Origin of the sequence: Vibrio sp. 10N.222.48.A3, from assembly GCF_041475345.1 — a bacterium.
GTDB classification, from domain to species: domain Bacteria; phylum Pseudomonadota; class Gammaproteobacteria; order Enterobacterales; family Vibrionaceae; genus Vibrio; species Vibrio tasmaniensis_A.
On the sequence record NZ_JBFRVX010001203.1, the window covers coordinates 1 to 1,760 of the forward strand.

General features: G+C 44.8%; 3 protein-coding genes. 1 reads left to right on the forward strand and 2 read right to left on the reverse strand.

Features of this window, described 5'->3' with window-relative positions:
* Window positions 1-708: acyl-CoA thioesterase domain-containing protein (locus tag AB4653_RS25045; protein ID WP_372105578.1), on the reverse strand; the 708-nt coding region annotated here is incomplete at its 3' end.
* Between the two features lie 168 nt (window positions 709-876).
* On the opposite strand from AB4653_RS25045, the gene AB4653_RS25050 reads away from it, so the two are divergent.
* Entirely contained in the window at window positions 877-1,317 is a 441-nt protein-coding gene (locus tag AB4653_RS25050; protein ID WP_009847253.1) for a YbaY family lipoprotein, read from the forward strand.
* Between the two features lie 76 nt (window positions 1,318-1,393).
* On the opposite strand, the gene AB4653_RS25055 is transcribed toward AB4653_RS25050, so the two are convergent.
* Window positions 1,394-1,696 (reverse strand): MGMT family protein, encoded by a 303-nt coding sequence (locus AB4653_RS25055; protein WP_102257788.1) that lies wholly within the window; start codon window positions 1,694-1,696, stop codon window positions 1,394-1,396.
* Window positions 1,697-1,760 lie beyond the last annotated feature (64 nt).

Below are 1,760 nucleotides of genomic sequence, written 5' to 3' on the forward strand. Positions count from 1 at the left end.
GTGGAACCAGATTGAGTGGTCAATCGTTGCCACTTGGAAGTTGGGTGTCATGATCGAAACTTCGTGAGGGTGAAGCGCCGTCACCAAGAACCCCCAATCCGATGCGTAAGCAAGCAGGTATTGGTGAATCAATTGGTTGTCTGGCATCGCGCCATTTGCTCTCACCCAAAGGTATTGTTTTGGGGCGGCTTTCTTAGGGTTAAGCGGGTTCACTATTGTTACCGGGCGCATCTCAATTGGCTTTTCGCCACAGAAAGTCTTACGCAGTTTCTCAGGCAAAAATTCAGCAATGTGGCTTGCTAACTCAGTTTCTGATGCAAAGTTCTCTGGCCCTGGGATGTTTGGCATTTCATTCTGGTGTTCAAAGCCGGGTGCGTCACCATGATAAGAAGCCGTAAGATAGAAAATAGGGCGGCCATTTTGAATCGCTTTCACGCGGCGTGTACTAAAGCTGCGTCCATCTCTTAGGTTCTCAACATCGTAAATAATGGGTTTTTCAGGGTCGCCGGGAAATAGAAAGTAACTGTGGAACGAGTGAACACTGCGGTCGTCTTGAACCGTATAACGAGCAGCAGAAAGCGCTTGCCCTAATACTTGACCGCCGTATACCTGTGGCAGACCTAGGTTCTCACTTTGCCCGCGGAACAGGCCTTCCTCTAGTTTCTCTAGCTGAAGTAAATTGAGTAATTCATTTAAAGGTTGACTCATCGCCAGCATGCCTCTTGGTAAAATAGGTGTCAGATTATGGTGTTAATCATTCAGCTTAGTCAGATATCTGTCAATAAATCATAGGGTTTCGAGACAGAATATGAAAGCTCTCTTATAATTGGTGAGTAGATTTGCCGAGTCCGGCAAACATGTTGAGAGAAATTGAATATGAAAAAGGCTCTAATTCTTATTACGTCTTTAGTATCGTTTGGCCTACTTGTGGGTTGCCAAGCAACATCAGAAACCAGTGCTTCTCAGGAAGTGGTTGCAGAGAACACTCAAGTGATTTCAGGAACAGTAAGCTATCGTGAAAGAATTGCATTGCCAGAGAATGCAGTAGTGACTGTTACGCTAGAAGACATCTCACTGGCTGACGCACCATCGACCGTTATCGCGACTCAAGAGTTCACCACTGACGGTAAGCAAGTACCGTTCGCATTCGAGCTGAGCTACGACAACAACAAGATTAAAGCTAACCACCGTTACAACATGCGCGCAACGATTCACGTTGACGGCAAATTACGTTTCACTACTGACACCATTAAGTCAGTGATTACTGACGTAGAAAACACGCAACAAGCAGACCTACGTTTGGTTGGTGTCCGTTAATTCGAAATCGATGCCACTGTTAAGGCATCTTGATTAAGCTTAATTTAGTCAGTTGAATAGACGATTAGTGGCAGCTCTAGGGCTGCCATTTATATATTCTGAGTTTAACTTTTCCCGCGTCACTCACTTCAATCCCTTCTTCTTGCAAATACTTTTTCTGGCGATCAAACGAATCCCCTTTCAAAGAGATCTCACCTTTACTATTGATCACCCGATACCAAGGCAGTTTGCTTCCTTCTGGTAGGTTACCCAGCGCTTTACCCACATGGCGCGCATACCCCGGAAATCCTGAAAAACGTGCGATGTCTCCATAAGTTGTTACTTTCCCATATGGAATTTGGTGAATCACAGCAAAGATTTGGGGCAAAAATTGGTCCATACTAAAAGTTCCTAGTTCATAAATACCAATCACAGTAAGTAAGTGTTCAAAAATAGCGCAGGGA